This window comes from Pseudacidovorax sp. 1753 (assembly GCF_040544975.1).
Lineage (GTDB): Bacteria > Pseudomonadota > Gammaproteobacteria > Burkholderiales > Burkholderiaceae_C > Xenophilus.
In genome coordinates, this window is the sequence record NZ_JBEPKY010000031.1 from 1 (window position 1) to 20929 (window position 20929).

A 20929-nucleotide genomic window follows, 5' to 3' on the forward strand; every position below is an offset into this window, starting at 1 on the left:
GGGTGGCGGGCGGACTTCTACGAGAAGAATGTGCTGGAGGAGATCAAGGCGAAGATTCCGGCACACAAATGGTCTGCGGAATTGGGCAAGGCGACGAGTGCGGAGCTTCAGGCGATGAAGATCGGCGCGGCGCATTGGGTGGCTGCGGGGGCTGTGGTGGGGGTCATTTGGGATGCGGTGGATGGAAATAAGGCTCAGAAGGAAGAAAAGAGATTGCTTCAATACGCTTACTACGGTCGAGCTGCGGCTGGTGTCGGAACGATTGGAACCGGTCTAGTCACGGCCTACAACTTGGAGAAAGTGCGCGTCGTCCTATGGTGCTCCCGGATCAACATTGCGATGGGTCTCCTGGTATTTGTCGCAAGTGAAGTGATAGCTCGGCTGAAAGAAGGGGAGTGGGCCGAGTGGCTGCAGGCCGAGCCCTTCCGAAAGAGCGATAGCAGAGCAACCCCGCATCGCACCGAAGCGCTCATGCTCAGCGGTCTTGCCAATGCCATCGCGGACATGGAGTGACGCTGCATGTTCAATTCCGAATCGGGTTACTGGGATGAGAAGCGCAGCCAAAGTCCCAAGCAAGCATTGGAGTATTTCGCGGACATCAACGAGCACACGCGGCTCCTTGGTATTCATGAGGGCCACACGCCTCGCGGCGTGAACGACCCAAAACCCACGCGCAAGGAGAAGCTCAAAGAACAGGAAATTGCACGGCCTTCCCTGTCTATCAGTCGGACGCTGTTTGATTTCAATGAGCATTTCATCGAGTTGAGCAACCTGGGTGAGAACACGCGGTCATTGGGATTTCTCTTGTTGATATTGCTTACGTTACCTGCGCTTTTTTTAGGAAGAGCAACTCTCGTTGATCTAATAAATGACCCTTTTCTTTCGGAAAATTGGCTCATTGCTGCGCTGGCTGGGGGAGGAATTGCTTTTCTCTCTTTCGGATTGCTATTTTTCTTTTGGAGATACTTTTTTTCTCCCGCCTTTTTCACCGCCCTTCGCGCCCGCTACCGCTTCAACCGCACCACCCGCAAGGTCTATGTGCTGCGCCCCAGGAAGTACGGCGGCAACGCCATCCTCGATTGGGACCGTGTCAAAGCCCATGTGCATTGGGCTCCACCCAAGTCCTGGACAGCCGAGCAACTGGCCAGCAGCGAAGAAGCTCGCCGCGAGCGCCGCCTGTCTGCCGGCATCGACAGCAACCTGCTTCTCTACTGGCCTCCCCTCGACCCCGCCGACTCCGAGCGCAAGGGCGAAGACCTGATCTGGGTCGGTCCGGGCGGCAGTGGTGAACCTCTGTGGCAGTACATCCGCACCTTCATGGAAGAAGGCATGGACGCCGTGCCCAAACCGGCGGAATACAACTGGCTGCGCAAAGGCTTCAGCAGCCCCGGCCAGCACATGGAAGAAACCGTGATGCATGGCTCCCTGGTGCGAGACAGGATCGTGGGCGAAGGCACATCGGCTGCCACCGCCACGAACTTCGGGTTGAACGTGTTGTGGGCGCCGTTGCACACCTTGGCCGAACGGTTGTGCTACTGGCCCACCTTCCCCGAAGAGTGGAACAGCGACTGCGGGCAGAGGCGGCGTGAGGATGGCATCGGGCCGGAGGAGCCACTGCGGTGGGAGGAAAAATCATGACATCAAAGCAAGCAGCTGTCCAACTTGCGATTGCGCAACCTGCGTTCGAGTATTTGCTCGACACGGGCTTGATCACGCAATCCGAATATCTGGAAGCAAAGAAAAGTTCCGAATGGAAGCGGCGCCGCGCGTTGCGAACGCCAGGCCAGGTATTCGGCTGGATGCTGTCGCGGCAGTTGATTCCCAGCGACAGCATCGGTCCACGCATCAACGCCTTTGAAGACCGCCCCAGCGAATTGCAAAACGATCTGATGGGCAAAGTGCTCGATGAAGCTTGCGAACTCATTGGTGAAGGGGATGGTTCCATTGAGTTGAGTTTTGATCTTGCAATGTATGTGGCAGGCATGAGTGAAGGCGTAGACGAAGCAGCACTGCGCATCTTGCTCGAGCAAGAGATGATCCAACCAGAAGTTTTCGAGCGCGCTTGTTCAGAGTTGATTGCTCCGCCTGCGGCATTCGCCGCTGCCAGTTCACCGGCAGCGGCACTGGCTTGGCTGGTAGAGAGTGTCGCATTGCTGGAAGAAAAGGAGCTACATGCACTGATCGTTCGCATTCTTTCTGAACCGGAGTCCGCTTTGCAGGCTCAACGGGAATCCATCGTTACTGATGCGGCTCAGTTGGTTGAGTCTTTCAAGGCGCAGTTCTCTGAGGTCACCGGGAGGGCCATGTCTTTGCCAAAAATGGCGGAAGCAGTGTTTCGTGATCGCGTCACAGCTCTGATCTGGATTGGGGCGATTCTCTGGATAGGATGGAAACTGCTTCACCGTTAGCTACGGGGAGCAGGTGTTGCACTTCAGGTTTGAATCCGCCGGCTCAGAAGGAAGAAAAGAGATTGCTTCAATACGCTTACTACGGTCGAGCTGCGGCTGGTGTCGGAACGATTGGAACCGGTCTAGTCACGGCCTACAACTTGGAGAAAGTGCGCGTCGTCCTATGGTGCTCCCGGATCAACATTGCGATGGGTCTCCTGGTATTTGTCGCAAGTGAAGTGATAGCTCGGCTGAAAGAAGGGGAGTGGGCCGAGTGGCTGCAGGCCGAGCCCTTCCGAAAGAGCGATAGCAGAGCAACCCCGCATCGCACCGAAGCGCTCATGCTCAGCGGTCTTGCCAATGCCATCGCAGATATGGACTGAGCGCAATGTTCAATTCAGAAGCCAGCTATTGGGATGAACGGCGCAGCGAGAGTTCGAAGCAGGCGTTGGAGTACTACGCGGATATAAATGAACGCACGAGGCTGTACGACAGTCATGAAGGGGCGCGGCCGCGCAATGTGAATGATCCCAAGCCCATACGAAGGGAAAAGCTCAAAGAACAGGAGATTGCACGGCCTTCCTTGTTCATCAGTCGCGCATTGCTTGATTTCAATGAACACTTCATCGAGCTGAGCAATGCTGGCGAGTACAAGCGGTCATTGACATTCATGATTGCGTTGCTTTTCGGGTCGTCAGTGGCACTACCAGCGTATCCAATCGGTCTGCTTCTTGCTGAGCAGGCGCCACATCCCCAGGATTGGTACATCGCATTGGCCATCCTTTTGGTTGTCTTTGCTTGCGCGACTGGGCTTGTTTGCTTTCTTGTGTGGCCTCACGTTATTGCCCCCGCCTTCTTCACCGCCCTTCGCGCCCGCTACCGCTTCAACCGGACCACCCGCAAGGTATACGTGCTTCGCCCGAAGAAATATGGCGGCAACGCCATCCTCGATTGGGACCGCGTCAAGGCGCATGTGAAATGGGCGCCGCCCAAGTCCTGGACGGTGGAGCAGTTGGCCAGCAGCGAAGAAGCTCGCCGCGAGCGCCGCCTGTCTGCCGGCATCGACAGCAACCTGCTTCTCTACTGGCCTCCCCTCGACCCCGCCGACTCCGAGCGCAAGGGCGAAGACCTGATCTGGGTCGGTCCGGGCGGCAGTGGTGAACCTCTGTGGCAGTACATCCGCACCTTCATGGAAGAAGGCATGGACGCCGTGCCCAAACCGGCGGAATACAACTGGCTGCGCAAAGGCTTTCACACGCCGGGCCAGCATATGGAAGAGACGGTGCTGGGCCCCTCGCGGGTGCTGGACCGCATCGGCGGGCGAGCGCCGGCGCGCGGCAGTTCGCTGATGACCGAAGTGAATTTCCTGACGAACGTGCTGTGGGCGCCCTTGCACTGCCTGAGCGAGCGGCTGTGCAAATGGCCCACCTTCCCCGAGGAATGGAACAGCGACTGCGGCCAGCGCCGGCGGGAGAACGGGATCGGACCGGAAGAGCCGCTGCGGTGGACAGCCCGTCTTTGAACTGTTCGGTCCGGAAGCGGGCGATCATAGAAACCCGGGTCGCCGAACAAGAGCTGTGGCTGCCTACTCTCCAGGTCTGCCCGAGCCGGTGGGCAACGCGATCGCTGGCGTAGGGCTCAAATTTGCAGGGCCGGTGATGGACGACACGGCCGAGCAGATCGAGGCGCAACTCAAGAGCGACCACCAGCACTCCAGCCTGAGCCTGGGCGAGACCGTCGTGCGCCTGAAGGCGGCCACGCGCCAGCACGAGGGCCTGGCCGATGCCGCCAGCATCGCCAAGGCGCAGGAAAGGGGCGCCGACCAGGACGCCGTGGCACAGCGGCTGGCCCGGCAGGCGTCCGACATCCAGGGCGAAGGCCAGGCCGATGCGGCGCAGCGGCGCTTTCCGGAACTGCAGCAGCCGCACCTGGTGCTGGCCAGCGCGGCAGGCCTGGTCGCCACCACGGCGCAGAGCCTGCACCTGCAGGCGGGCGAGCACGTGGCCCTGAGGAGCTTCCGAAGGCGCTCGCCAAAGGAGCGTTCGGCTTGCCGACGGGGGCGATGCCGGACGTCGCAATACCGACCGACAAAGAGGCTCAGGCACTGGGCCTCACGGACTTCGACAACCTGGATCTCAAGGGCGTCATGCTCCCGCAGAAGTGGCTGCTCGTAGGCTACAAGGGTGGGATTCTTTCGATCCTCGCCGCAGCCAACGGCGGTGGCGACGTGGGCGATGCCGTGCGCGAATTCGCCAGCACGATCTACCACGAGGCCCGACACGCGCAGCAGTACTTCTGGATGTCGGCCCTGGTGCAGCAGCATCCGTTCGACTACGTGCATCTGCCCAACATTCACCTCGTCTGGGCCACCTTGATGCCGCCGAAGTACCACGCACTGGCAGCGAAGACCCCGTTACCCAATGAACCCAGCGCGCTGGTGGGCTTGCATCGCATGGTCATTGCCATGTACTACCAGTTGCTCTGCTACTTCGACAGCGCAAACAAGAAAAAGCCGGACCGACCGGGCTACCTGCCCGACGTCCTGCGCACAGAGATTCCCTTGGCAAGAAAGGCAGCCTATGAATTGCTTCAAGACGTGGGGTTGGGCGGCAAGCCCATCGATGTGGATCAGATGGCCATGGCGGAACCGGGCAGCCTCGGCTATCGCATGCGACCCTGGGAGGAGGACAGCTTCGCTTGCGAAGAGGTGGTCAAACACCTTTGGAACGGCGCTCCTGGCGCTGCTCTGCCTCAACCCGGCTTCTGCACAAGATTGTTTGACATCGCCAGCAATTCAGTTCGGCAACCCACCCGAGGAAAAGAAAGTGATGGCACCCGCTGATAAGCAGAAGGCCTGGGAGGACTACCAGGCTCGCCAACGAGCGGCTCAGGCCGTCTACGACAGCTTCCGCTACACCGAGGCTCAGCGCGAACGGCTGATCGACTTCATCGGGGCAGCGATGAAGGTCATCCGTGGGGATGCGCCGTTCGAGGGCTTGGCTCGACTGCTTCCGATTTCGGATCGAAGGCCTGCCATCGTGAGTGGTGAAGCGTACCGCGGCGGCACTACCTTCGACTTTGACGCATGCTTTCTCAACCAGTGGACCGGCATCTACATGCTCGGCACGACGGATGACCAGGGCAAGGTCGAGCCGTATCACTTCCAGATCGAACTCAGTCCGCCGATGGACCTCGACCGGGAGCGTCTTGAGCAACTTTTGAATCTGAAGGTTGCGCCAGGATGGCTGCAGGATGGCGGCAATCTCTATCCCCCCGAAGTGATCATGCATCTGGGCATCGTGCGTCAGCCGGCCACCTTCGAGTACGACATCCTGAAGCCGGCCTACGCACCCTATCTGGTCAAGGTCAAACTCAGCTATATCAACCCTCGGGACAAAGACCCCTACACCGCAACGAGGATGGTCCGCCTCGAAATCCGCCGCAGATATCTCACTCCCGAGCAACTGCGCGAGCGCGATCAGAAGAAGTTCAGCGACATGCCCAGGACCGGCCAGCGGGTTCCCAAGGACGGCCGCTGGCTCGGCTTCTTTGCCGACGACGCACTGAATGCGGCCATCCCCATGCAGCGGCGCATCCACACCCTCGGCGATGACGGATGGTTCCCCGTCCTGAACGGGCAGGACCCTGACACCGGCCGCGTCGTGACACAGCCCGCCTGGTGGCAATGGGTTGGCCCCGATCCCATGGCCGAGGAAATCGAGCGGATGTTCGGCCCGAAGAAGAAGAGCTGACTTCGCTGCCGGCGCTACAGCAAAGCAGCCACCGGCCGAATGCGCATCGATTTGGCCTCGCCTGCAATGGAAAGGCCGCCTATGAATTGCTTCAAGACGTGGGGCTGGGCGGCAAGCCCATCGATGTGGACCCGATGGCCATAGCTGGATCGGGCAGCCTCGGCTACCCGAATGCGGCCCTGGGAAGAAGGCAGCTTCGCTTGCGAAAAGGTGGTCAAGCATCTGTGGAACGGCGCTCCTGGCGCCGCTCTGCCTCAACCCGGCCTCTGCACAAGATTGTTCGACGTCGCCACCACTCCGGTTGGCCGACCGTCAGGAGGAAAGGAAAGTCATGACACCCGCTGAGAAGGCCCAACGGCGTGCGGAAACCGAGGCAGAACTGCGCGGCGCCCAAGCCGTCTAGGACAACTTCCGATATGACGACATGCAGCGGGAGCGGCTGGTCGAATTCACTGCGGCGGCGATGAAGGTCATTCGAGGGGACGCTCCGTTCGAATTGAGCAGGTTAGAAATCCGCCGCGACTACCGCACCCCGACGCAACTGCGCAAGCGCGAGGCCGATCGCCCGTCACCGACGTCCATACGTTGAGCGTGCCCTCCGGTCCGGCCTGCGCGGCCCCTTCGGCTCAGGACGCCTCCGGCGCCTCCGGCACGCCCGGCTCGCCGTCCATGATCTGGTACTTGCGCATCTTCTCCCACAGCACCTTGCGGCTGATGCCCAGGTGCTGGGCGGCGTCCTGGCGGCGCCAGTCGTTCACTTCGAGCGCCGCGATGATGCGGTTGCGCTCCGTCGCGTTCCAGCCGCGGCGCTCCAGCGGGGCGGCGGAGGGCACCTCCACCGGACGGGCCAGCGCCAAAGCACGCTGGATCAGCGTCGGCTCCCAGCTCTTCGTCTGCCGCGCGATCACGCCCACCCGCTCGGCCAGGTTGCGCAGCTGGCGCACGTTGCCCGGGAAGGTGGCCGAGGCGATGGCGTCGGTCAGCCAGTGCGGCGCCTCACCCAGTTCCTGCAGCAGCGGCTCGCCCAGCACGCCGGTCAGCACGGCCTTGAAGAGGGCGATCTTGTCGGCCTCGCCGCGCTCCTCCAGGCTGGGGATGCGCAGCTCGATCACCGCCAGCCGGTAGAACAGGTCGGCGCGGAACTCGCCCGCGGCCACCATCTCGCGCAGGTTGCGGTTGGTGGCCGCCACCAGGCGGAAGTCCACCCGCAGCGGCGTGGCCGAGCCCAGACGGGTGACGGCGCCGTCCTCCAGCACCCGCAGCAGCTTGACCTGCTGGTAGCGCGGCAGGTCGCCGATCTCGTCCAGGAACAGCGTGCCGCCGGTGGCCTGCTCGAAGTAGCCGCGGTGCGCATGCACGGCGCCGGTGAAGGAGCCCTTGGCATGGCCGAAGAACAGCGACTCGAACAGGCCGTCGGGAATGGCGCCGCAGTTGACCGCGACGAAGGCACCCTTGCCATAGGTGGGATGGCCATGGTGCAGCAACTGCGCCACGCGTTCCTTGCCCACGCCGGTCTCGCCCTGCACCAGCACCGAATGGTCGCTGCCCGCGAAGGTGTTCACCTCGGCCAGCAGCGCCTTCATGGGCTCGGACAGGGCCACCAGTTCGCCCGGCGCTGGCGCCTCGGCCGCGCGGGCGCGCAGCTGGCGCACCAGCTTGGCGACCATGGTGCGCAGTTCGGCACAGGTGAAGTCGTAGGGCAGGACGTGCAGGTACTCGGGCGGGTAGTTGCGCGGATCGCGCTCGCGGGTGCTCGCGCCTACCCAGATCACCGGCATGCCCTGCAGCAGTTCGGTGGCATGCGGCAGGCCGCCGCCATCGATGGCGGTGACGCTCATCACGGCCAGCGACGGGCGCAGCGGCTGGTCGCGCTCGGGCAGGCTCATGAAGCGGTCGTCGGCGCGGATCACGTCCACGTCGAAGCTGGACATGCAGCGCGCCACCCGGTCCAGGATGTCGGCCTTGCCCTCCCAGACATAGAGGTCGAGTTCGTCGAAGGCGGGGGAGACGCTCATGCGATTCAGAAGACCAGCTCCGCGCCGCGGCGGCAGCTCAGGCGGGCGCCGACCTCGGTGGTGGCGACGTCGATGCCCAGCGTGTCGAGCAGGAAGTCCAGCAGCGGATCGAGCAGCGGCGACAGCAAGCCGCTGATCACGGTCTGCAGCGAGCCGAGCAGGCCGTTGATCAGACTGATGGTGCCAAACAGCAGGTTGCCCAGCGTGCCGCTGCTGGTGCTGCGATAGGGCTGGATGCTGACGTTGGCCAGCGTGTTCGCCAGGCTGCCCACGATGCCGGTGGAGGAAATGGCCTGGTAGGCAGGCGCGCCGGCATCGATCTCGGGCAGGTTGGATGCGGCTGGGGCGGCGTACTGCAGGGTCTGGATGCTGCCGGCCACCGTGGTGTCGGCGCGCAGGCCCAGCGCCGATTCGAGCGCGAAGTCCGCCTGCTTCGGATCGCTCACCCAGGTGCTGCCTTTCTTCCAGCGCAGGGGGCTGCAGAGTGTGAGCAGGCAGCCGTCCGGCCGGACGGTGCGCCGGCCAAGCTCGAGGATGGAGACGGGGGCCGTCTGCGGAATTTCCGAGGAGGAGAAGAAGGCGCTTTCCGCGGCGGCCGGGGTGGCGCCGAAGCTGCCCACCTGCAGTTCACCCAGTGCCGTGGATGCGGGCACGGTGAGCGTCTTCGCGTCGTTGCCGGTGCAGCTGTAGTCGCTCACGTAGGCACGTCCACCGCCCACGCCGAGGCCCAGGTCGATGCGCGGGCTGGGTGCGATGCGCACCGACAGCGCCTCGGACGAGGGGCAGGTCACCAGTCCGCCACAGAGGATGCCGCCCAGGAAGTTGCCGATGGCCGCTACCAAGTTGAGGTTGAGCACGCCGTTGATGAAACTGGTCAGCGGCGCGAGCTGGCCGGTGACGGTGTCCAGCAGCGAATTCACCGTGCTCAGCAACCCGCCGAGTTCCACCGACACCAGCGTGCGAACTTGCGCCGTGCGCACGAAGATCCGGTTTTCGCCCATGGGGTCGAGCCGCGCCAGCGCCGGGTTGCCGATGGCCGAGATCTGTGCCGGCTCGATGACCTTGGTCTTCACTGAAACGTTGCCCAGACCCGGCAGCGTCAGTGGCACCGATGCGACAACGGCGCTCTTGCTGTTGGCGGCCTGCACCATCGCCTCCACCAGCTGGAAGAGCTGGACCGGCACCTCCAGGCCGGCAGCCGGCGTGCCGCTTTGCACCGAGAGCAGCTCGCCGAGCTGCACGAGGGGAAGCGCCGGCGCGGCCTGGGCTGCGGCCCGGATGGCCTGCAGGGCCGTGATCGCGGAATCGAGCGTGCCCCCATTGCCGCCTGCGCCGTTCTGCAAGGCCGTGATGGCCGCGTCCAGCAGCACGCCCACGGACGCATCGGTGCGCAGCAGGGTGTCGTAGTCGCCGGCCGCGACGTTCAGGTCCACCGCCAGCGCATCGAGAAAGCGCAGCAACTGAACATCGGTCTGCAGCAGCCCGTTCCAGCCGCCCACGCTCAGGTTGAGCGAGCCGCCCAGCAGCCCGCCGACCAGGGCGTTCAACAGCACCGAGCGCGAAGCGTCCACAGTGAGCAGCGTGCTGCGGATGCTCAGCGCCGCCTGCGGTTGCTGACGTGCGGCAATGGCCTCGACCGCCAGCGTGGCCGCGCCGTTGCCGGGCAAGGCCGGCAGGATCACCGCCGGCGTGCGCTGCATGGCCACGCGCACGGCGTTGAAGGGCTGCACGCCGCCCTGGAAGCGCCTGCCCGACGGGTCGGAGGACGTCGTTTCCCAACGGCCGCATTCCACATCGCCGGCCGCCAGGCTGAACTCGCGCGGCAGGTTCCGGTTGGTATCCTGCGTGCCGCTGCCATTGGCATTGGAGAGCGCCGCCTGCTGGGCCGCGGTGCAACTGGTGGGTTGCACCTGCTGCGCGCCGGCCAGCGCAGCCAGGTCGGCGGCCTTCTGCAGGTCGCGCTTGGTCAGCAGCATGTAGCCGAGCTCGGTGCCGAGCAGCCCGATGATCAACACGGCCAGCGCCAGGGTCGCGTTGATGACGACGGAGCCGCGCTGATGGCGTCGGCCGCCGCCTCGCCGAACGAGGCGGCCGGCCAGGGCGCTGCCAGCACCATGGCCCCCGCGGATGTGGACTGGGCGGTGCGTCATGTCAGGATGGCCTCGCCGCGCTGGCGCGCGCCTGCAGCATGTCGGGGATGAAGCGGTCGGCCAGCGGCAGCAGCGGCAGGATCGCGTTGCTGCGATAGGGCAGGCGCACCGTCACCACCACCGGGTCGGCAGCGGCCGTGGCGCTGATCTCCAGGCCGGTCGCGGTGGACAGCGGCACCGCCAGCGAACTGCGCACCACGGCCTGGATCTGCGCTTCGGTGGGCGCGTTGTACATGGCCACGGCACGCGCCCCGTCCTCGGCGGCGCGGGTGATCTGGTGCCGCGTGTAGAACACCGAGCCGAAGGTGGCCAGGCCGTAGAGCACGGTGAAGAGGGCGATGAACACGATGCCGAACTCGATCGCGGCCACGCCCCGCTGGCGCGCGCGTGTCGTGCACATGGCGTGCGCCATGGCCGGGCGCCCCCTCACAGCGACCTCCCGTCGAGCAGCACGCGGGCCTGCGCGGCCACCACGTCCGGCAGCGCAAAGCCGGGAAAGGGCGGCAGCACCGCCTGCAGGCCGGGTGCGCTGACCGTGACCTCGATGCTGCAGCGATTGGCCAGTTGAGCGTCGCAGCTGCTGCCGTTCTCGTACACGACGCGCGAGGCCACGGTGGGTGTGACCGGCAGCCAGCCGGTGGCCTTGCGCGTGGCCTCGGTGCTGGCCGCTGCCTGACGCGCTGCCAGCGTCGTTTGATAGCGCAGCGCGGCCCGCGCCCCATCCTCCGCGGCGTTCTGCAACCCGAAGCGGAAGGTGAACACGATCGCGTAGCACACGATGGTGTAGATGAGCGCAAAGAACAGCAGGAACACCATCGCGTACTCCAGCGAGTACACGCCGCGCTGCACCCGCGCGGCGCGCGGCCGCGTGGCGTGTACGCGAGGGCTGCCCGTTCTCGGCATGTCGGTCGTCGTTCAGTGGGCGCCGCCGGTGGACGTGCCCGTGCCGGTGCCACCCTGGCGCACCGACACAGAGGAGCCGTACCGGTCGGGAATGGGGTGGTTGAAGCTGTTCAGGTAGCGCTCGTAGCTGCGATGTGCCACCTCGCCCGGGATGGGGCGCGGCGTGGCCGAAGCCATCGTGCCGCTACGCTGCAAGGCCAGCAGGCGCTGCGTGGCCGCGCCGACCGGCAGCGCAGGCTGGTCGGTGGCGGCGGCCGTCTCGTCCAGGGCCGCGCCGCTGCCGCCCGAGGGTGCGACCGACGGGGCAGGCACCGGCGCAGCCGCCACCGGCATCGGCGCGACCTGCACGGGCGTCACCTGCCTGCTGTCTGCCGAAGTCGATGCGGCGAGCGGCGCCGCCGAGATCTGGGCCCGGGCCGGTGCGGCCACGAGCAGGCCCAGAAGCAGCAGGGAAAGCGGGGTCGTCTTCGTCATGGCGTCCTTCCGGTGTCGGGGGCGTTGGGGGCGCGCTCGGCGGCGCTCGCGGTGGTGGCCGCGGCGGCCGGTGAAGCCGTCCGCGGCAGGCTGGCGCGGGTGGCGGTGCGCAGGGCCAGGCCGCCGGGCGCGAAGCCGGCCGGCAGGTCGGCGGTGGCCACGGGCGCGCCCCCGCCGGCCAGGTCGCGCCCCGCCTGGCGGATGGCCTCGCGGCTGGCCGGGGGCAGGCGCTGGGCGTCCATCAGCGCGCTCGCCTGATCGGTGCGGCCGCTGGCTTCCAGGTAGAGGGCCAGGTTGGCCTGCACCTGGGCTTGGTCGGGGCGCAGCTGGGCCGCCTGCATCAGCGGAACGCGGGCGGCGTCGATGCGGCCGGCGCGCAGCAGCGCATAGCCCAGGTCGCTCAGCAGCAGGCCGTCGGTGGGCGTACTGCGGCGGGCCTGCTCCATCAGGCGCGCGGCTTCGGCGAAGTCGCCCTTGCCGCCGGCGAGCAGGCCCAGGCCGTGGTAGCCGGCCGCTTCCAACGGCGTGCCCACGAGGCGCCGGTAGGCGGCCGCGCTGGCGGCGTCCTGCCCGGTCTGGCGCAGCGCATCGGCACGCAGGCGGGTCGAGGCCGGCGTCACGCCATGGCGCGCTTCCAGTGCGTCCACATGCGCCAGCGAGGCGAACCACAGGCCGTCCTGCTGCATGCGCTCGACCAGGCGCAGGTAGGTGCCCGCGCTGTCGATGGCGCCTGCGCCTTCGCCGGCCGGCACGGCATCGGCGGCAGCCTGTGCGTTCTGCCGCTCGCGCGCCGCGCCGGCGCCCGGGTAGTCCGACCGCGGCGTGCTGCCGCAGGCCGCGAGGCCCAGGCAGAGAAGGCTGAGGGCGATCACGGAAATCCTGTGCATGGGCGACTCCTTTCTCGTGAGGCGACAACAAGCGCCAGCATTGGCACCTGTCGAAGGGCCGCGGCTCCAAGCCTGCCTGCGCAGGCTTGGACGTGCCCGAAGAGCAGCCGCCTCTGGCGGCCGCCCGGAGCCGCGAAGCGGCACGGGGGGTGTCATCTGGGATGTCATCTCATGCTCCCGACCGAACGGACGATCGCCAGGAAACCGGGGCCTGCGGTGACCACCAGCAGCGCCGGCAGCAGCGTGGTGACCATGATCACGGTCATCTTCACGGTGATGCGGCCGATGCGCTCCTTCATCTCCATGCGGCGGCGCTCGCGCAGCCGCTCGCTGAAGATGCGCAGCGGCTCCTGCACGGCGCCGCCGTGGCGGTCCACCTGCACCAGCAGCATCACCAGGCTGGCCAGGTCCTCGTTGGCATGCAGCGTGGCCAGGCGCTGCAGCGAATGCTCGCGGGTGCGGCCCTGGGCGTACTGCCGGTTGGCGATGCCCAGCTCGAAGCCCAGCACGCGCAGCACATGGTGGAAGTCGGTGGCCATGATCTGCAGGCTCTGGTCCAGACTCAGGCCCACGCCCTGCAGCAGGCGCAGCAGGTCGACGAAGAGCGGCAGCTCCTGCGCCACCTGTTCGCGGCGGTCGGCCGCGCGCCGCGCCAGCAGCCACTTGGGGCCCATGAAGCCGAGCGTGAAGCCGAAGGCCAGCCCAGCCATCGCCCTGGCCGGCGTCTGGCTGCCTGCCCACGCCATGTAGACCACCACGGGCAGCAGCAGCGCCATGCCCAGGCGCAGCAGCAGGAAGATGAGCTGCGCCCGCACGGCCGGAAAGCCGCACTGGTCGATCAGCCGCCGGTCCTCGTCGGCCACCAGCGCGCGGCCCAGGCGCGTGTCCAGCCAGTGCACCGGGAGGTCGCTGGCGCTGGGGGCGGCCAGGGGCGCATGCAGGCTGGGGTCGCCGGCCTGGCTCAGGCTGGCGCCATGGGCCAGGGCGCGGTCCAGCGCGCGTTCGTGGCGCAGCCGGCGCAGTTCGGCACTGATGAGGGCGGCGCCCAGCACCAGCAGGCCCAGGGCGAGCACCGCGACGCTGAGGGCGGCGAGCAGGGTGGGGCTGAGTTGCTGCGGCATCACAGCCTCGCCACCCGGTACAGCAGCACCGCGCCCAGCAGCTGCAGGCCCGCGCCGCCGAAGACCATCATGCGGCCCGTGCCGTCGTGCCACATGCGCAGGAAGTAGTCGGGGTTGTTGGCGACGATCAGCCCGCCCACGATGAGCGGCAGCAGGCCGAGGATCCAGGCCGACAGCCGGGTCTCGGCCGACAGCGCCTGCAGTTCCTGGTCGGCCTGCTCGCGGTCTCGGATGAAGTGCGCCAGCCGCTCCAGCAACAGGTCTGCCCGGCCGCCGTAGCGCACGCCCAGGCCCAGCACGGCAGCCATCAGGTGCAGCTCCTGCACGCGCACGCTCTCGGCCGTCTGCGCCAGGGCCCGGTCCAGGTCCACGCCCGCGTGCACGAGGCTGGCGGTGCGCTCCAGGTAGGCCCGCAGCGGCTCGCGCGCACTCGGAATGGCCAGCTGGAAGGCCGCCTGCGTCGAGTTGCCCACCGTGATGAGCCGCACCATGGCATCGATGAAGCCCGGCAATTGGCCCACCAGGCGGCGGCGGAATTTCTGCACCCGCCACCAGAGGAAGAAGGCCGACAGCGGCAGCAGCACGGCCAGTGCCGCGACCACGCCGGGCGCCGAGGCCAGCAGGCCTGCCAGCGACACCAGGATCACCAGCGCCAGCGCGCCCAGGCCGAGCTGGGGCGCCGACACCGCGCCCTGCAGCCAGGGCGGCAGCAACTCGTCGAGGCGGCCGCGGCCGGACGGGCTGGCCGCGGTAGCCGTCTCGGTCGTCGCGGCCCAGGGGTCGACCAGCGTGCCATCGGCGGGTGCGGCCGCCAGCGGCTGTGCACTGGCGGGCGTCGACAGCGGCGCCGGTCGTGCGCGCGGCACGGCGTCGCTGTCGGCCAGCCCGGCGAGCTGCTCGCCCAGGTGGCGCGCGGCGGCGGCCCGGCCCTGGCCCGAGGTCGCCCACTGCCACAGCAGCAGGCCGGCGGCGGCCAGCATCAGGGCCACGGCCGCCAGCAGCAGGCCGATTCGCGGCGACTCAGCCACGGCGGCCCTCCGCCGCGCCCGGCGCGTTGCGGGCCAGGGTCTGGCGCAGCCGCGCGATCTTGGGCGAATGCGGCGCGATGCCCAGCGACACCCAGCGGTCGCGCTCCTCGCCATCGGGCCCGACCTGCGGCTCGTAGCGGTACAGCTCCTGCATGGCGACCACGTTGTCGTTCACGCCCGTCACCTCCGACAGCGACAGGATGCGCCGCTGCCCGCCCGAGAGCCGGCCGATCTGCACGATGAAGTCGATGGCGCTGGCGATCTGCCGGCGCAGGCTCACCTCGCTGCCCTGGTAGCCCGCGAAGCCCGCGAGCATCTCCAGCCGGTAGATGCATTCGCGCGGCGAGCTGGCGTGGATGGTGCCCATGGAGCCGTCGTGGCCGGTGTTCATGGCCTGCAGCATCTCGATCACCTCGGCGCCGCGCACCTCGCCCACGATGATGCGGTCGGGCCGCATGCGCAGGCTGTTGCGCAGCAGGTCGCGGATGGAGACCAGCCCCGCGCCGTCGAAGCCGCCCTGGCGGCTTTCGAGCCGCACCACATGCGCATTGGCCAGCGACAGCTCGGCCGTGTCCTCGATGGTGATGACGCGCTCGGTCTCGGGGATGAAGGTGGTCAGCGCATTGAGCAGCGATGTCTTGCCCGAGCTGGTGCCGCCCGAGACCAGGATGTTGCAGCGCGCCCGCACCGCCATCTCCAGCACCTGCGACATGCCGGCGTCGAAGGTGCCCAGCTTGACCAGCTCGGCCGGCGTGAGCGGGTCCTTGCGGAACTTGCGGATCGACACCGACATGCCGTCCAGCGCCAATGGCTCGATCACCGCGTTGATGCGGCCGCCGTCGGGCAGGCGTGCGTCGACCATGGGGTTCGACTCGTCCAGCCGCCGGCCCAGCGGCGCCAGGATGCGGCGCACGATGCGCAGCACATGCTCGTCGTCCGAGAAGCGGATCTGCTCGCGCGTGAGGATGCCGCGGCGCGAGACGTAGACGTTCTTGTGGCCGTTGATCAGCACGTCCTCGACGGCCGGGTCGTTCAGCAGGTCCTCCAGCGGGCCAAGGCCGGCCAGCTCCTTGGTGAGCGCATCGGCCACCAGCTGGATCTCGCGCTCGTTGATGGGCACGCGCTGCAGTCGCACGAAGCTGTCGAGCTCCAGCTCCACGAACTGCTGGATCGAGGCACGCGACCAGCGGCCGAACTCGGCGCCCAGCTCCTCGATGCGGGTGAGCAGGTGCTCGTGCGTCCAGTTCTTGATGTCCTGGAACTGCTGGGAGCCGACGAAGGCCTGGTCGTCGTCGGCGAACTGGATGTCGGGGGACATGGCGCTCAACCCTCTTTCTTCCACAGGCTGCCGATCTGCTTGCCCAATGCACGCCAGCGGGCCGGCGACGCGGCGGCGCTGCGCGGTGCGTTGGCGCCCGGGCCACCGCCGGGCAGCGATTCGCGCAGGCTGCGCGCCATCGCGGCCACCGCCTGGGTGTAGGCATCGCTGCGCGCGGTGCGCACCAGCATCTCGCCGCGGCTGGCGGCCGCGTTGAGCGCGGCGGCGCGCGCCGGCACCACATGGGCCAGCGGCAGTTCGAGCCGCGCCGCGATCTCGCGCGCCGAGAGCTCCACATGGCTGTCGAACTTGTTGACCACCAGCGCGAAGCCCTGCAGGTCCACGCCCTTGGCCTTCAGGTCCTTGAGCAGCGCGGCAGTGGAGACGATGGCGCCGATGCTCTGGTCGCACACCACCCACACGTGGTCGGCCTCGCGGGCGGTCTGGGCGATGAAGTCCACCGACGAGAAGCCGCCCAGGTCGGCCACCTGCAGGTCGAAGAAGTCGGCCAGCCGGCGGATCAGCTGGGCCGAGTCGGCATGCGAGATCTCGCGCACCTGCGCCAGGCTGGCGGGCAGCGGCAGCAGGGCCACGCCGCTGTCGTGGTGGGCCAGCGCGGTCTGCAGCAGCGTGGGGTCGATGCGGCGCAGGTTGCGCACGCCGTCCACGAAGCTGAACTCGCTGGGCGTGTCCAGGTAGAGCAGCGCATCGCGCGCCGGCAGGCCCAGGTCGAGCAGGGCGACGCCCCGGCGTTGGGTGGCCGCGGCGTTGCGCGGTGCGGCGCCCGGCGGGCCTCCCAGTTGCTCCTGCAGCAGCAGGGCCAGGCTGGTGGCGAGCGTGGTGGTGCCGACGCCGGCGCGTGCGCCCAGCAAGGCGATCGTGCCGCCGCGCACGGTGCGCTGCGTGGCGGCGCGCCGCTGCATCAGCGCGCGCAGCGTGGCCTGCGCATCCTCGGCGGCGCCGGCCAGGTCGATGAAGTCGTCCACGCCGGCGCGCAGGGCGCCGAGCGTGGCGGCGGGGTCGGTGGCCAGGCCTGCGGCGGCCACCGGCAGCGCGGGCCAGTCCTGGCGCAGGCGCTGCAGCAGGGCGGCCGCGTCATCGGCCCCGCCGCCGCCGAAGTCGATCAGCACGGCCTGCGGCGCCAGCATGCCGATGCGCTCCTCGATGCCCGCGCCCGCGCGCAGGGGCACGACCACGCCCTGGCCCGCCAGCGCGTCGGTCATCCAGGCCACGCGTGCCGGGTCGGCGCACACGAACACATAGGTGGCGGTGCCAGCGTCGGGAAAGCGGTCGCGCGGGGCGTTCATGGCGCTGTCTTCGTTCACGAACGGCTCATCGCGAGAAGCCGGGCAGGCTCGTGCTGCCGGGCACGTTGCCGGTGAAGATCGAGCGCCACACCGGGCCGTCGCGCTGTTCGTTGGCGCCGGGCAGGTAGGGCGACAGGTCGGTGCCGCGGGCGATGGGCCGCACGAGGTGCGGCGTGACCACGATCACCAGCTCCTTCTCGCTCATCTGGTAGCGGTTCTGCTTGAAGAAGGTGCCCAGCACGGGAAGGTCGCCCAGCAGCGGCACCTTGTCGGCGTTGGAGCTGGTGCTGCGGCTGACCAGCCCGCCGATGATGAAGCTTTCGCCGTCGCCCAGCTCCACCGTGGTATCGGCGCGGCGCGTGGTGATGGCCGGCACCGGCACGCCATTGAGGCTCAGGGCGTTGGCATAGTCGAGGTCGCTGGCCTCGGGCGCCACCTTGAGCGCGATGCGGTCGTCGCCCAGCACCGTCGGCGTGAGCGTCAGGCCGATGCCGAAGGGCTTGTATTCGATGGAGGTGGTGCCGAGGCCCTGCGGCACTGGGATGGGCAGTTCGCCGCCCGACAGGAAGCTGGCGCTCTGCCCCGAGAGGGCCACCAGCGTGGGCTCGGCGAGCACCCGCGCCAGGCCGTTGCCTTCGAGGAAGCCCATGTTCACGCCGATGCCGGCGCGGCCGAAGTTGAACAGCAGGTTGAAGGCCTGCGACAGCGGGTTGTTGGCGTCGGTGGTGAGCGAGCCGTCGCTGTTGTAGGTCGTGCTTCTGAGCGAGGTGGGCGTGAACACGCCGAAGCTGAAGCCGTGCGAGTTGGCCCGCGTGCTGAAGATGTTGAGCCCGGCCTGCTTGAGCACGCTACGGTTGAACTCCACCACCTTCACGTCGACCTGCACGGTGTGGCTCCCGACCTGCACGCTGGAGCGGTCGGTCAGCGCGGCCTTTTCGGGGAAGGCGGCGAGGGCGGTCTCACGCGCCTGACGGTGCTCCGGCAGGCTTTCGCTGCGGCCTTCGAGCACGGCGGTGCGACGCTGGACCTCGATGGCGTAGGTGCGGCCGGCAGCTTTGCCCTTCTCCCACACGATCAGCGAGGTGCCTCCTGCGGCCTTGCCGGTGATGACCAGCCGCGCCGCCGGCGAGCCTGGCGTGCGGCGGGCGATGGTGACGCCGGCCACCGACTCGTCGGCAATGGCGATGCGCTCCACCGCGCCGTCGAAGACCAGTTCCTTCTGGGTGCCCATGGTCAGCACCATCCGGGCCGGGTCGGCGGCTGGCGTGAGCGCCAGGGCCGTGGGCGCGGCCGCGGGTGCGAGCAAGGCGACGGCCAGCACGGTGGGGATCGGAAGGCGGCGGGGACGCAGGCGCATGGTCGTGGTCGGTGAGGGGCGGGCGGTGGGCGGGGCCATGGCGCGATCAGTAGCGCACTGTCTCGCGACGGTCGCCGCGGATCACTTCCACCTCCAGGCCGGCCGGGGTGGGGCGTGTGCCGGAAGAGGCCGGGGCGGCGGCCACGGTCCGGCGCGCGGCCCGGTTGCCGCCATTGGCGAGGTCTTCCACGGCGAGGCCGGCCTGGGCGCGGTCGATGCCGTCCAGAGGCGCGCGGGCCTTGTCGCCGCGCGCGGCGGGCAGCGGCTGCACCGCAGGCGGCAAGTCGGCGAACAGGCGCGGATCGGGCTCGGCAGTGTCGGCCGGATTGCGCAGCGCCAGCAGCAGGCGGCCGCTGTTCTCGACCAGCACCAGCCGGTTCACGTCGGCCACGGGCACGGCCAGCACGGCGGTGCGGGCGGCTTCCACGCGCTGGCCGCCGGTGGATGCGCTGGTCGCGCTGTTGACGCGGCCGTTGCCGCCTTCCGCACGGCTGGCGTTGCCGTCGAGGGAGGCCTGCCCGAAGGCCAGCACGCGCAGGCGCGCGAGCAGCAGCCGCGCCTGGCTGCGCTCGATGTCGCGGCCATCGGCCTTGAGGGTGAAGAAGACATCCACGTAGTCGCCGGGCGTCACGCGGTTGCCGACGCCGATGACCTCGTCCACCTTGACGGCCACGGCGCGCTCGCCCTCGGCCAGCTTGAGGGCGAGGCCCGTGCTCAGCTGCGCTTCGAGCACCGGCGTGCCGGCACCCAGGTCCAGCACCGGCACGCGGCCGGCCACGTCGGCCGTGGTGCGGAAGGCGCCGGCGGGGTCGATGGGCAACTGCGCCAGCTGCAGCGCGTCGGCGGGGATCGGCTGGCCGGCCGGCACGGCCTTGCTCGTCACCACCACCGCATAGGTGGCGGCGGGCGCGGCGGTGGCCGGGGCGCTGGCGGCGGGTGCCGCCGCCGTGCGGACGGGCGCCGGGTTGCGGCTCAGCAGCCACGCATACACCGCCAGCGCCACGGCCAGCAGCACGAGGAGAACGGCCAGGATCTTGGAGAAGCGGAGCATGGCGGGCGGGCGGTTCAGTTCGGGAAGAGGGCGGCGCGGCCGGCGTGCATCCGGCTCATTGCGGCACCCGCCATACCAGCCATCCGAGGGTGGCCAGCGCCAGGTAGGCGGCGTAGGGAATCGGCCGCCGAGCGGAAGGCGATGCCGTGCCGTCCGCCTCGCGGCCGGAGAGCGCCAGCATCAGCCGGGGAAAGAGGGGCCAGCGCCGAAGCACGAGCACGGCCATCGCATGGGCGAAGGCGAGCAGGCTGCCGACGATGGCGATCGGCGCCAGCGGCGCCAGACCCACCCACAGGCCGAGCGCGGCGGCGAACTTGACGTCGCCGGCGCCCATGAGGCGCAGGGCGTAGAAGGGAAGCAGGACGGCGAAGGCCGCGCCCGAGCCCACGAGTGCCGCAGGCCAGTCCAGGCCCGGCAACGCGGCGCCGAACGCCAGCGAGAGCAAGGCGCCCACCACGCCGGCCAGGACCAGCAGGTTGGGCACCTTGCGCCAGCGGAGGTCGCAGAAGACCGCACCGGCGAGCCACAGCAGGAGGAGGGGCTGCATGGGCGAGGCGACGCGTTCTTGAGCAGCGGACCCTTCCAGGAGGCTCACGCGCCCGTTGTGGCGACAGTCTTGACCTTGGTGAAGATGGCTTCCAGCGTGGTCTGGACGGCGCCGTCGGTGCCGAAGATGGCGACCAGCATCAGGGCCATCAGGCCCGCGATGATCCCGTACTCGATGGCGGTGGCGCCTTCTTCATCACGCAGAAAACGAACGATTGCAGCTTTCATGGTTGACCTCGCAAAGTGGTAGCAGAACGACAGGGGCCCGAAGGCGAGTTCATGCTAGGTTCCGGTAACTTCCTGTATCAATAAGATGGAAGTATTCACATTTGCGAGGCCGTCCGAAGCCGTCACTGCGGGGGCCTCAGCCATCCGCCATCGGCTGCATCAGCCAAACGGATGAGGGCTGATTTTCAAGTTGTTGAAATCAAAAGAAAAATTTTCCCTGAATTGCAGCTGAATAGGATGCACCGAAAAGGTGCATTCCGGAAATCGCCCAGTTACGGCCGTGTCACGCGAGGCGTTACGTAACGCGCTTTTTGACATTCAGGCCACAAAGCAAGGGAAAACGTTGAATAGTTCACGCCCACGCCGTAGGGGTATTGGGCGTGGTCAGCTGCTGCTGGAAGGGTG

General features: G+C 67.8%; 20 protein-coding genes and 1 pseudogene. 7 read left to right on the forward strand and 14 right to left on the reverse strand.

The window, feature by feature from the left end; translation table 11 throughout:
• The 7 genes and pseudogenes from ABIC63_RS27500 to ABIC63_RS27530 form a co-directional block, all read left to right on the forward strand.
• A pseudogene (locus ABIC63_RS27500) lies at positions 1–513 on the forward strand (T6SS effector BTH_I2691 family protein); the annotation flags it as partial.
• Between the two features lie 6 nt (positions 514–519).
• Positions 520–1638, forward strand: coding sequence for an MFS transporter (locus tag ABIC63_RS27505; protein WP_354322091.1), 1119 nt, complete (start codon positions 520–522; stop codon positions 1636–1638).
• On the forward strand, positions 1635–2408 hold the full coding sequence (locus tag ABIC63_RS27510; RefSeq protein WP_354322092.1) for a hypothetical protein: 774 nt from the start codon (positions 1635–1637) through the stop codon (positions 2406–2408). Before ABIC63_RS27505 ends, ABIC63_RS27510 begins: the two co-directional genes overlap by 4 nt.
• 367 nt (positions 2409–2775) lie before the next feature.
• Positions 2776–3909: an MFS transporter gene (locus ABIC63_RS27515; RefSeq protein ID WP_354322093.1), complete on the forward strand. Its 1134-nt coding sequence runs from the start codon at positions 2776–2778 to the stop codon at positions 3907–3909.
• A 136-nt stretch (positions 3910–4045) separates the two neighbouring features.
• On the forward strand, positions 4046–4561 hold the full coding sequence (locus ABIC63_RS27520; RefSeq protein ID WP_354322094.1) for a DUF2345 domain-containing protein: 516 nt from the start codon (positions 4046–4048) through the stop codon (positions 4559–4561).
• Positions 4534–5229 (forward strand): hypothetical protein, encoded by a 696-nt coding sequence (locus ABIC63_RS27525; RefSeq protein WP_354322095.1) that lies wholly within the window; start codon positions 4534–4536, stop codon positions 5227–5229. The genes ABIC63_RS27520 and ABIC63_RS27525 overlap by 28 nt, the downstream gene beginning before the upstream one ends.
• Positions 5216–6139 (forward strand): hypothetical protein, encoded by a 924-nt coding sequence (locus ABIC63_RS27530; RefSeq protein WP_294370744.1) that lies wholly within the window; start codon positions 5216–5218, stop codon positions 6137–6139. The genes ABIC63_RS27525 and ABIC63_RS27530 overlap by 14 nt, the downstream gene beginning before the upstream one ends.
• Before the next feature lie 626 nt (positions 6140–6765).
• Here ABIC63_RS27530 and ABIC63_RS27535 read toward each other — a convergent pair.
• The 14 genes from ABIC63_RS27535 to ABIC63_RS27600 all read right to left on the reverse strand — a co-directional run bounded on the left by ABIC63_RS27535 (position 6766) and on the right by ABIC63_RS27600 (position 20524).
• Complete coding sequence (locus ABIC63_RS27535; RefSeq protein ID WP_354322096.1) at positions 6766–8154, reverse strand: sigma 54-interacting transcriptional regulator; 1389 nt, start codon at positions 8152–8154, stop codon at positions 6766–6768.
• 5 nt (positions 8155–8159) lie between these two features.
• A complete protein-coding gene (locus ABIC63_RS27540) occupies positions 8160–10304 on the reverse strand; it encodes a TadG family pilus assembly protein (RefSeq protein WP_354322097.1) in 2145 nt (714 codons plus the stop codon).
• Between the two features lies 1 nt (position 10305).
• Positions 10306–10704 (reverse strand): TadE/TadG family type IV pilus assembly protein, encoded by a 399-nt coding sequence (locus ABIC63_RS27545; protein ID WP_354322098.1) that lies wholly within the window; start codon positions 10702–10704, stop codon positions 10306–10308.
• Positions 10705–10730: 26 nt separating this feature from the next.
• Positions 10731–11207: a TadE/TadG family type IV pilus assembly protein gene (locus tag ABIC63_RS27550; protein ID WP_354322099.1), complete on the reverse strand. Its 477-nt coding sequence runs from the start codon at positions 11205–11207 to the stop codon at positions 10731–10733.
• Between the two features lie 12 nt (positions 11208–11219).
• Positions 11220–11681, reverse strand: coding sequence for a DUF3613 domain-containing protein (locus ABIC63_RS27555; RefSeq protein WP_354322100.1), 462 nt, complete (start codon positions 11679–11681; stop codon positions 11220–11222).
• Positions 11678–12568, reverse strand: a complete 891-nt coding sequence (locus ABIC63_RS27560; protein ID WP_294370734.1) for a tetratricopeptide repeat protein — start codon at positions 12566–12568, stop codon at positions 11678–11680. Before ABIC63_RS27560 ends, ABIC63_RS27555 begins: the two co-directional genes overlap by 4 nt.
• A gap of 164 nt (positions 12569–12732) precedes the next feature.
• Positions 12733–13689, reverse strand: coding sequence for a type II secretion system F family protein (locus ABIC63_RS27565; RefSeq protein WP_294370730.1), 957 nt, complete (start codon positions 13687–13689; stop codon positions 12733–12735).
• Positions 13689–14717 (reverse strand): type II secretion system F family protein, encoded by a 1029-nt coding sequence (locus tag ABIC63_RS27570; RefSeq protein ID WP_354322101.1) that lies wholly within the window; start codon positions 14715–14717, stop codon positions 13689–13691. Before ABIC63_RS27570 ends, ABIC63_RS27565 begins: the two co-directional genes overlap by 1 nt.
• Positions 14710–16035 carry a TadA family conjugal transfer-associated ATPase gene (locus ABIC63_RS27575; RefSeq protein ID WP_354322102.1) on the reverse strand — a complete coding sequence of 442 codons (1326 nt, stop codon included), beginning with the start codon at positions 16033–16035 and terminating at the stop codon, positions 14710–14712. Before ABIC63_RS27575 ends, ABIC63_RS27570 begins: the two co-directional genes overlap by 8 nt.
• A gap of 5 nt (positions 16036–16040) precedes the next feature.
• Complete coding sequence (locus ABIC63_RS27580) at positions 16041–17360, reverse strand: CpaE/TadZ family protein (RefSeq protein WP_354322103.1); 1320 nt, start codon at positions 17358–17360, stop codon at positions 16041–16043.
• A gap of 7 nt (positions 17361–17367) precedes the next feature.
• Positions 17368–18738, reverse strand: a complete 1371-nt coding sequence (locus tag ABIC63_RS27585; protein ID WP_354322104.1) for a type II and III secretion system protein family protein — start codon at positions 18736–18738, stop codon at positions 17368–17370.
• A 7-nt stretch (positions 18739–18745) separates the two neighbouring features.
• Positions 18746–19750, reverse strand: a complete 1005-nt coding sequence (cpaB, locus tag ABIC63_RS27590; RefSeq protein WP_354322105.1) for a Flp pilus assembly protein CpaB — start codon at positions 19748–19750, stop codon at positions 18746–18748.
• Positions 19751–19805: 55 nt separating this feature from the next.
• A complete protein-coding gene (locus tag ABIC63_RS27595) occupies positions 19806–20297 on the reverse strand; it encodes an A24 family peptidase (protein WP_354322106.1) in 492 nt (163 codons plus the stop codon).
• 44 nt (positions 20298–20341) lie between these two features.
• Positions 20342–20524, reverse strand: coding sequence for a Flp family type IVb pilin (locus ABIC63_RS27600; protein ID WP_017759181.1), 183 nt, complete (start codon positions 20522–20524; stop codon positions 20342–20344).
• Positions 20525–20929 lie beyond the last annotated feature (405 nt).

Bases quoted from the DNA above. Each gene is read 5' to 3' on its own strand.
- ABIC63_RS27510 (WP_354322092.1), top strand. From the start codon at position 1,635: ATGACATCAAAGCAAGCAGCTGTCCAACTTGCGATTGCGCAACCTGCG.
- ABIC63_RS27520 (WP_354322094.1), top strand. From the start codon at position 4,046: ATGGACGACACGGCCGAGCAGATCGAGGCGCAACTCAAGAGCGACCAC.
- ABIC63_RS27545 (WP_354322098.1), bottom strand. From the start codon at position 10,704: ATGTGCACGACACGCGCGCGCCAGCGGGGCGTGGCCGCGATCGAGTTC.
- ABIC63_RS27540 (WP_354322097.1), bottom strand. From the start codon at position 10,304: ATGACGCACCGCCCAGTCCACATCCGCGGGGGCCATGGTGCTGGCAGC.
- ABIC63_RS27585 (WP_354322104.1), bottom strand. From the start codon at position 18,738: ATGGCCCCGCCCACCGCCCGCCCCTCACCGACCACGACCATGCGCCTG.
- ABIC63_RS27595 (WP_354322106.1), bottom strand. From the start codon at position 20,297: ATGCAGCCCCTCCTCCTGCTGTGGCTCGCCGGTGCGGTCTTCTGCGAC.
- cpaB (WP_354322105.1), bottom strand. From the start codon at position 19,750: ATGCTCCGCTTCTCCAAGATCCTGGCCGTTCTCCTCGTGCTGCTGGCC.
- ABIC63_RS27530 (WP_294370744.1), top strand. From the start codon at position 5,216: ATGGCACCCGCTGATAAGCAGAAGGCCTGGGAGGACTACCAGGCTCGC.
- ABIC63_RS27565 (WP_294370730.1), bottom strand. From the start codon at position 13,689: ATGCCGCAGCAACTCAGCCCCACCCTGCTCGCCGCCCTCAGCGTCGCG.
- ABIC63_RS27555 (WP_354322100.1), bottom strand. From the start codon at position 11,681: ATGACGAAGACGACCCCGCTTTCCCTGCTGCTTCTGGGCCTGCTCGTG.
- ABIC63_RS27515 (WP_354322093.1), top strand. From the start codon at position 2,776: ATGTTCAATTCAGAAGCCAGCTATTGGGATGAACGGCGCAGCGAGAGT.
- ABIC63_RS27525 (WP_354322095.1), top strand. From the start codon at position 4,534: ATGCTCCCGCAGAAGTGGCTGCTCGTAGGCTACAAGGGTGGGATTCTT.
- ABIC63_RS27575 (WP_354322102.1), bottom strand. From the start codon at position 16,035: ATGTCCCCCGACATCCAGTTCGCCGACGACGACCAGGCCTTCGTCGGC.
- ABIC63_RS27550 (WP_354322099.1), bottom strand. From the start codon at position 11,207: ATGCCGAGAACGGGCAGCCCTCGCGTACACGCCACGCGGCCGCGCGCC.
- ABIC63_RS27505 (WP_354322091.1), top strand. From the start codon at position 520: ATGTTCAATTCCGAATCGGGTTACTGGGATGAGAAGCGCAGCCAAAGT.
- ABIC63_RS27560 (WP_294370734.1), bottom strand. From the start codon at position 12,568: ATGCACAGGATTTCCGTGATCGCCCTCAGCCTTCTCTGCCTGGGCCTC.
- ABIC63_RS27535 (WP_354322096.1), bottom strand. From the start codon at position 8,154: ATGAGCGTCTCCCCCGCCTTCGACGAACTCGACCTCTATGTCTGGGAG.
- ABIC63_RS27600 (WP_017759181.1), bottom strand. From the start codon at position 20,524: ATGAAAGCTGCAATCGTTCGTTTTCTGCGTGATGAAGAAGGCGCCACC.